The organism is Campylobacter concisus (assembly GCF_003048985.1).
Lineage (GTDB): Bacteria > Campylobacterota > Campylobacteria > Campylobacterales > Campylobacteraceae > Campylobacter_A > Campylobacter_A concisus_AY.
Window position 1 is genome coordinate 156,425 of record NZ_PIRS01000003.1, and the last position, 8,224, is coordinate 164,648.

An 8,224-nucleotide genomic window follows, 5' to 3' on the forward strand; every position below is an offset into this window, starting at 1 on the left:
AGCGACAATGGTAACTTTTACAAAAGATGAAATTTATACAGCAACCGAGGTGGTTAGAAATTTTAGCTCAGTGCTTTCTCGCGTAGGAGCTAGCGAGCTAAAGCGCGCTGTCATCGTTAAAAACAATAAATTTGAAGCAGTCCTTTTAAATATGGAGGAGTATGAGCGCCTTTGCGAGGCAGTAAGCGTGCTTGAGAGCATTTACGCTGCTAAAAAGAGAGAAAACGATGGCGAGTAGGGCGGTAAAATACGGCTCAGACGAGTACGAGATCAGCTACGAAGTAGTAAATCCAAAATGCAAAAAAGTAGTGCTTTTCTTGCACGGCTGGGGCGCAAATAAAGAGATAATGAAAAAGGCTTTTGGGCACTATTTAAATGACTTTTGCCACGTCTATATCGACATGCCAGGCTTTGGTAAAAGCTCCATTTTTAAGCCCTTAAAAACAAGCGACTACGCAAAAATAGTTGCAAATTTCTGCGCTGAGCTTGGCATAAAACCAGACATCATCGCAGGACATAGCTTTGGCGGCAAGGTCGCAACACTTCTAAAACCGCCATATCTAGTGCTTTTAAGCTCAGCTGGTATAGTCGTCAAAAAGCCATTTATCGTGCGAGCAAAGATAGCAATTTTTAAAATTTTAAAGATATTTGGCTTTGGTAAATTTTATAAACTCTTTGCCACAAAAGATGTGAGCGGCATGAGCAGAGTGATGTATGAAACCCTAAAAAACGTTGTTGATGAGGATTTTACAAGGCATTTTGCTGACTTTGGGGGCAGGGCTTTTATATTTTGGGGAGAAAATGACAAGGCAACGCCTGTAACAAGCGGCGAGAGCATAGATAGGCTTATCAAAAATAGCTCATTTTTCCCGCTTAGTGGCGATCATTTTTTCTTTTTGCTCCACGCTAAATTTATAAGTGACGAGATAGAAAAAGGGATAAATTTTGAGCCAAATGAAGCAAAAAATGTCGTGCTAGATGACGATGAGAGCGGGATCGAGGAGATAAGATGAGTATATTTTTAAGCATAAGCACGGTTTTATTTATCTTTGCGCTTGCTTTTTATGTGATCACTTGCTTTCAGTGGTTTTCATATAGGCCTGAGCGCGTGCTCTTTCACTTCACAAAGCCCGCTTGGCACGTCTTTTTCTTCATCGTGCCTTTGGTGCTTTTTTACACTACTGGCAAGTGGTTTTTTATCTATTTTTACTTTGCGCTTTTGCCAGCTCTTTATCTGTGGCATAAAAAACTTGATAAAAAGCTAGTCTTTACCGCTAGGATAAAGCACTTTTTTGCCATCCTTGCTTGTGCTATCATCATAAACTACGCTTTAAATTTCATCATCCACAAGGCATTTTTAGCTCCTATGCCACTTTTTGTCTTGGTTGTGAGCCTATTTTTTAGTGAAATTTTAGAAAAGATCAAATTTCAAGGCTTTAAAAACAAGGCACTTAAAAAACTTGGTGCAAACAAAGAGCTAAAGATCATCCTAATCACCGCAAGTTACGGCAAAACGAGCATTAAAAATTTCCTATTTGAAATTTTAAAAGATAGCTTTGTCTGCTACAAAACGCCACGCAGCGTAAATACAATGGCTGGTATCATCAGAGATATCAACGAAAATTTAAGCGAGCAAACGCAAATTTACATCGCAGAAGCAGGCGCTAGACTAAAGGGCGACATCTTAGAGATCACTAAATTTCTAAATCCGCAAATCGTCATCGTTGGCGAGATCGGCGCTCAGCACATTGAGTACTTTAAAACGCTTGATAACATCCGCGCGACAAAGCTCGAGGCGCTGCAAAGTGAGCGTTTGCAAAGGGCATTTTTACATAGTTCGACAAAAAAAGAGCCAAGCCAAAATTTAGAAATTTACGATGAGAGCCTAAAAGATATAAATGCAAATTTAGATGGAATTTCATTTACGCTTGATGGCAAGAGCTACGCTTCGCCGCTTCTTGGTAAATTTAACGCTACAAATTTAGCCGTCTGCGTCAAGGTCGCAAGCTACCTAAAAATGAGTGAAGAGGCGATAAAAGAGGCGCTTTTAAAGATGAAAAACGTCGAGCACCGCCTAAGCAAGATCGAGGCTGGTGGTAAGCTAATAATAGACGATAGTTTTAATGGAAATTTATCAGGCATGTGCGCTAGCTACGAGCTGGTAAGCAGCTATGCTGGCAGAAAAGTGCTGCTAACGCCTGGTATCGTCGAGAGCGATGCAGAGCAAAATGCAAATTTAGCCAAAGTGATAAATGAAATTTTTGACCTTGTCATCATCACAAGCTCGCTAAATGCCGAAGTCTTGCTAAAATACATCGTAAAGCCAAAGATCATCATCCTAAAGGACAAGAATAAAATGCAAGAAATTTTAGCCCAAAACACGCGCGCTGGCGATCTTATACTATTTTCAAACGACGCACCGAGCTTTGTATGAAAAAGATATTTTTTTTAGCTCTGGCACTAAATTTAGCCTTTTGTTTCGATATAGACGACTTTGACAGGGGCAACGAAGCCCTAAATACCGGAGACTACGTGGGCGCATATGAGATATTTTTTGAGGGCTGCGAGCAAAAAGACGTGCTTTCTTGCGAGGCTTTGGGCGATATGTTTGTAAATGAAGAGATAAATGAGCAGATGGATGGCGACTTAAAAAGATACTCAAAGATCGAGCTTGCCGTTAGATACTTTATGAAAAGCTGCGACCTTGGCTATCAAAACGCCTGCGATGATGTGATGAGCCTAAAGGACGATCTAAACATAACCTTGCCATCTGGTGTCTATGAAAACGCTAAGGCTAGGTATGACGAGCTTTTTGAAGAGTTTAAAGAGCAAGAGGCAAATAAGACTATGGAAAATTTAGAAGAGCAAAAGGCTAAAAAATAGTCAAATTTAACTTTGCAAGTAGACTAAATTTCATATCAAATTTAAAATTTAAATTTGCCGCCTTTTGAAAGCGGCTAATACAAAATAGACATAAAGACAAGCCACATCTTGTGTTAAAACTAGGCACTTTTTATATAAGCAGGGTTAAATTTATACCGCAGGGCAAAGTGGTATTTAGGCTTGCTCGTCTATGGCTTTTAAAATTTTTTCTAAATTTTGCTTTCTTACGGCACTGCTGGTTATAAAAAGATCGACAAACCACCAAATGGTTATGACAATGCCCAAGATACCAGCTATAAAGGTATTTACTCCGATTAGTTTAAAGGCATTTTGCAGATCTTCATTTGTAGCGGCGTTTGCAACTGCGTCAAGTGTCGCACCGGTTATGACTATAAAAAGGATCATATGAGCTAGAAAAAGGGCTAGTTTTAGTACCCCAAGCCAAATTTGCCCCGTCATAAAGCGGTTTACGCCAAGCGCACCAAAGATGAAGCTCCCCACCCAAAAGACAAAGATAGGCGACTTTAAATTTAAGATCGGTATCTTTTGTGCTAGCTCATCAAGCTTTTTTTCATCAAGTGTGCCGAGTTTATTTTCCAGCATTTTTAGCAAGGCAAAATCCTTTGGCAGCTTGTCTTGTAATAACGAAATGATAGAACTTGCGTTCATTTTCTCTCCTTTTTAAAAGGCGGATTATATAAAATTTGATCTAAATTTAGCCTAGTTTGCCAGATCCTCAGCCACTTTGGCGGCTAGTTTTAGTTTATCACTATCAAAGTGCGTGTAAATTCGCGAGGTATTTAGGCTTGCATGTCCAAGAGCTTCTTGCACTAGCACGAGGTCTTTTTGCTTTTTATAAAGCATAGTTGCAAAGGTGTGGCGCAGCATGTGAGCGCCATTTTTCTCTTTTCTGATACCAGCTTTAAACAAAATTTGCTCCACGATACGGCTAACATAAGCCTGCGTGAGCCTCGTGCCTTTTTTATTTATAAAAAGATAGCCCTCTTTGTTTATGTAGTTTATCGCGATTGCGTTTAGATGAGCTTCGATTAGGTGACGCTTTATCATCACGATGCGGTATTTGTTGCCTTTGCCTCGGATCCTAATAATAAAAAGATCGCCATCTTCGGTGATATCTTTTCTCTTTAAATTTAGCGCCTCACTCACACGAATGCCAGTAAAGATAATGACCTTGATGATGAGCTTGTTGCGGTTTGAGTTTTGCTTAAAGTCGCTCTCCTCGATCGCATCAAGAAATTTCTTGACCTCCTCTTCGCCCATAAACTCAGGCAGCTTTTGCCCTTTGTTACCACTAACGCCGCCCCAGTTTTTTAAATTTATATCAAAAACATGAGCCTTGCCGTCTTCTTCGTTTTGTTTATCTAAAAAGGCAAAGAAATTTATCACTGAAATTCTGTAGTTTTTCTTGCTAGCATCACTTAGTCCGCCAGTCGTACTTGCTAAAATTTCACTTAGTAGCTCTTCATCTATCTGCTTTAGACTGCTAAGCTCATAAAATTTCATCGTCTCATATATCTTTTTAAGTGGGTTAAAGTAGGTATTTATGCCAGTTAGCCCTGCGTTTCTAGCGCTTTTTACCAGCCCATCAAGCTGATCTATATTTTTTATCTCACGGCTTAGGGCAAAATTTACACTTGCAAGCGCTTTTGGGTCTCTTAGCTCCTTGTTTGAAAGTGAGCTAAGTTTAAATTTGACATATCTTGTGAGCCAAAAAATAAATGAGCTCTCGAAGCTATCTTTGCAGTCAAGTGGGAATTTCATGCTTAAAGCGTTCTCTCTTTTATCACCCTGGCTGTCTCTATGGCGATCTCAAGCTCTTCGTTGGTTGGTATGATGAGCGTTTTTATCTTAGCGCCTTCTTCATCTATGCACCTCTCGCCTCGCTCGTTTGAGAAATTTAGCTCGTGGTTGATGTGAATGCCAAGATGCTTTAGATCATCACAAATTTTTTGCCTTGTATTTGGCGCATTTTCGCCGATACCGCCAGTAAATATGAGCGCATCAACTCGCCCTAAAATGGCGTAGTATGAGCCGATATACTTTTTCACTCGGTAGCAAAACATATCAAATGCAAGCTTTGCGCGTTCGTCGTTTTGCATCTTAGCTACGACCTCTCTCATGTCGCTTGAGCCACAAATTCCAAAAAGTCCGCTCTTTTTATTTAAAAAGTTATCGATCTCATTCCACTTTAAAACGCCGATATTTAGTAAGTAAATGACTACGGCTGGGTCCATATCGCCGCTTCTTGTGCCCATTATGAGCCCTTCAAGCGGACTAAGACCCATCGAAGTGTCGATGCTTTTGCCATTTTGCACAGCACAAGCTGAGGCGCCGTTGCCTAAGTGAAGCGAGATGGCGTTAAATTTATCAAACTCAATGCCAAGCATTTTGGCTGCTTGCTTGCAAACATATCTGTGCGATGTGCCGTGAAAGCCATATTTTCTGATGTGATGAGCCTTGCAAACATCGTAGGGTAGGGCGTAGCGGTAGGCGTACTCTGGCATACTTTGATGAAAAACTGTGTCAAAAACGACCACGTGAGGCACGTTTTTACTCTCTTTCATCGCATTTTTGATGCCAGCTAGGTGCCCTGGGTTGTGAAGCGGGGCAAGTGGGCTTATCTCCTCAATCTTTTTAATGACACTCTCATCAACGATCATCGAGCTAAAAAAGCTCTCGCCACCATGCACTATCCTGTGTCCTATGCCGTCAAGCTCGCTTAGATCGTGCAGTGTATGTGAGGTGGTAAAGAGTTCGTTCATCGCCTCAAGTCCGTCGTGGTGGTCTTTTATAAAGCGTTTTATCTCATAAACTTCGCCATTTGCTTTTAGCACTGCCCTTGAGCTAGAGCTGCCGATTTGCTCGACTAGACCGCTTGCTAGGCTTGTTTTTGTCTGCATTTCAAAAAGTTGAAATTTTATCGAGCTGCTACCTGAGTTTAAAACTAAAATTCTCATATCACTCTCCTGCTTGTATCGCGCTTATTAAGATGGTATTTACCACGTCTTCGACGAGGCAGCCACGGCTTAGGTCATTTACTGGTTTTTTTAGCCCTTGAAGTATCGGGCCCACAGCTAGGGCGTTTGCGCTTCGCTGAACTGCTTTGTAGCAGATGTTACCGCAGTTTAAATTTGGAAATATAAATACATTTGCCTGCCCAGCGACATCGGAATTTGGCATCTTTTTGCTAGCCACGCTTAGATCAATCGCCGCGTCAAACTGAATTGGCGCTGCGATCTTTAAATTCGCATCAAGCTCGCTTGCCTTTTTGGCAGCCTCTTTTACAAACTCCACGTCAGCCCCGCTACCACTATCAGCTGTTGAGTAGCTTAGCATGGCGATCTTTGGGTTAAGCCCAAAGGCACTTGCCGTTTGAGCGCTGCTTATCGTGATGCTAGCTAGCTCATCTGTGCTTGGATTTGGCGTGACGGCGCAGTCGGCAAAGAGCAAAATCTCTTCTTCAAGCGCCATGAAAAATGCCCCGCTTACCACACTTACATTTGGCTTTGTTTTTATGATCTGAAGGGCTGGGCGGATAGTATCAGCCGTGCTCATCGTAGCGCCACTTACCAAAGCATCAGCTATGCCTTCATGTATTAGCATCGTGGCAAAGTAAATTTTATCTTTTGCAAGCGCGTTTGCCTTGGCTTCGTCCACACCTTTATGCTTTCTTAGCTCATAAATTTTCTTTGCAAATTCATCTGTTAGCTCATTTTGCGCTGGGTTTAGCACTTTGGCTTTGCTTAAATTTAGCCCCAAAGTGGCTGCCTTTTTTGAAATTTCACTCTCAAGGCCTAGCAAGATGATATTTGCCGCACCTTTTTCTAGCACGATGTGAGCTGCTTTTAAAATTCTCTCATCATCACTTTCAGGCAAAACGACTGTTTTGTTTGCCACTTTGGCTCTTTTTAGAAGCAAGCTTTGAAATTTAAATGGTGTGATGATCTCGGCTTTGTAGCTTAAAATTTCATCAAATTTATCAGTTATTAGAAGCTTCGAGTTTAAATTTAGCGCCCTAAGCTCGCTTGCATCTTCGTCAAAAACAGGCGCGTTTAAATTTCTAGCTAGCTTTAAATTTAGCTCGCTCTTGCCAAAGAGGCTAAAGCCCTCACAGCCAACGACTATGACAAAGTCGCTTTTAGCCTTTAGCTCCTCAAATTTATCTATAAATTTTAAAAAAAACTCCTTTTCATTTAGATTTATTAGATTTTTTTTGTCGTCTTCGTCTGGAGTTATCTTAAAGATCTCAACTTTTTTGAATTTTGTAGCTATAATTTCCTGCAAATATGCTAGATTTTTGTCTGAAAAAATGTAACAACTTTTCATTTTGTGACCTTTTTGGGAACTTAAATTGCTTAATCTTAGCACAAAGATACTTATTTTAAGGCATTTTATGAACTATAAAAAGATTTGGCTCGTCACATTTGCGGGCATTTTTTACACAGGTTGCACCCCAAGTGCAGATCCTCACATCAATATGAAACCCCCAGTTTATGTCGAGCAACTCCCTTCAAAAGATAGTGGCAACGGTCAAAGCAACGCCGGCAGCCTCTTTGGCAAGGGCGAAAATCCGCTATTTTCAGATAGAAAGGCGATGAATGTAAATGACATCGTAACCATCGTCATCTCAGAAAATGCAAGTCAAATTTCAAGCGGCAGCAAAAGCACCAACAAAGATAGCACCGTCTCACTTGGCGGCGGCGTTTTCACAGCTGGAGCCGCACCGCTCTCAACTGTGGCTGATAATCTAAACAAATACGGCGACATCGGCTTTAAAGCAGGTGGTGGTAATAAATTTACAGGTAGTGGCACTAGCAACAGAAGTGAGAAATTTACCGCGACCATCTCAGCTAGGATCATCAAGATCTTAAATAATGGCAACTACTTCATCGAGGGCAGCCGCGAGCTACTTATAAACGGCGAAAAACAGATCATGCAAGTAAGCGGCGTCATCAGACCTTACGACATCTCGCAAAACAACGAAATCGACTCAAAATACATAGCTGATGCCAAAATTTTATATAAAACCGAGGGCGAGCTAGACAAATCAACCAAAAAACCTTGGGGCACAAGGCTTATGGAGGCTATCTGGCCATTTTAATGCAAATTTAAAAGCCTAAATTTAACCCATTTAGGCTTTTGTGATTTTTACCTTAAATTTCACTCTTCTTAAAAATACTAAATTATATTTTTTAAAAATTATTAAAATTTAATTGATATTTACTTTCAGAAAAATAGATTTTTTGCCATATCATTTCTCAAAATGGGATAAATTCTCACTAAATATTATTTTTTAGCATATTTTAAGATTATTGATAAC

9 protein-coding genes are annotated in these 8,224 nt (G+C 40.5%); 5 read left to right on the forward strand and 4 right to left on the reverse strand.

Annotation, left to right across the window (positions count from 1 at the left end):
- Positions 1–7 precede the first annotated feature (7 nt).
- From CVS91_RS03535 to CVS91_RS03550, 4 genes are read left to right on the forward strand one after another with little or no spacing between them, the layout of a single operon-like run.
- A complete protein-coding gene (locus tag CVS91_RS03535) occupies positions 8–238 on the forward strand; it encodes a type II toxin-antitoxin system Phd/YefM family antitoxin (RefSeq protein ID WP_002942153.1) in 231 nt (76 codons plus the stop codon).
- The gene (locus CVS91_RS03540; protein ID WP_107830341.1) at positions 228–1,013 is read left to right on the forward strand and encodes an alpha/beta fold hydrolase; all 786 of its coding nucleotides are present in this window, start codon (positions 228–230) and stop codon (positions 1,011–1,013) included. The genes CVS91_RS03535 and CVS91_RS03540 overlap by 11 nt, the downstream gene beginning before the upstream one ends.
- On the forward strand, positions 1,010–2,434 hold the full coding sequence (locus tag CVS91_RS03545; protein ID WP_107830343.1) for a UDP-N-acetylmuramoyl-tripeptide--D-alanyl-D-alanine ligase: 1,425 nt from the start codon (positions 1,010–1,012) through the stop codon (positions 2,432–2,434). The genes CVS91_RS03540 and CVS91_RS03545 overlap by 4 nt, the downstream gene beginning before the upstream one ends.
- Entirely contained in the window at positions 2,431–2,883 is a 453-nt protein-coding gene (locus CVS91_RS03550; protein ID WP_107830345.1) for a hypothetical protein, read from the forward strand. The genes CVS91_RS03545 and CVS91_RS03550 overlap by 4 nt, the downstream gene beginning before the upstream one ends.
- A gap of 174 nt (positions 2,884–3,057) precedes the next feature.
- Here the strand turns inward: CVS91_RS03550 and CVS91_RS10280 are convergent, their stop codons facing one another.
- Genes CVS91_RS10280 through pta form a run of 4 tightly spaced genes read right to left on the reverse strand, consistent with a single transcriptional unit; the run spans position 3,058 to position 7,230 of the window.
- The gene (locus CVS91_RS10280; RefSeq protein ID WP_199906223.1) at positions 3,058–3,552 is read right to left on the reverse strand and encodes a hypothetical protein; all 495 of its coding nucleotides are present in this window, start codon (positions 3,550–3,552) and stop codon (positions 3,058–3,060) included.
- A 51-nt stretch (positions 3,553–3,603) separates the two neighbouring features.
- Positions 3,604–4,665: a tyrosine-type recombinase/integrase gene (locus CVS91_RS03560; RefSeq protein WP_107830347.1), complete on the reverse strand. Its 1,062-nt coding sequence runs from the start codon at positions 4,663–4,665 to the stop codon at positions 3,604–3,606.
- A 2-nt stretch (positions 4,666–4,667) separates the two neighbouring features.
- Positions 4,668–5,861: an acetate kinase gene (locus CVS91_RS03565; RefSeq protein ID WP_107830349.1), complete on the reverse strand. Its 1,194-nt coding sequence runs from the start codon at positions 5,859–5,861 to the stop codon at positions 4,668–4,670.
- A 1-nt stretch (position 5,862) separates the two neighbouring features.
- On the reverse strand, positions 5,863–7,230 hold the full coding sequence (gene pta / locus CVS91_RS03570) for a phosphate acetyltransferase (RefSeq protein WP_107830351.1): 1,368 nt from the start codon (positions 7,228–7,230) through the stop codon (positions 5,863–5,865).
- A gap of 67 nt (positions 7,231–7,297) precedes the next feature.
- Between pta and flgH the strand changes: the two genes are divergently transcribed.
- A complete protein-coding gene (flgH, locus tag CVS91_RS03575) occupies positions 7,298–8,005 on the forward strand; it encodes a flagellar basal body L-ring protein FlgH (protein ID WP_107830353.1) in 708 nt (235 codons plus the stop codon).
- Positions 8,006–8,224 lie beyond the last annotated feature (219 nt).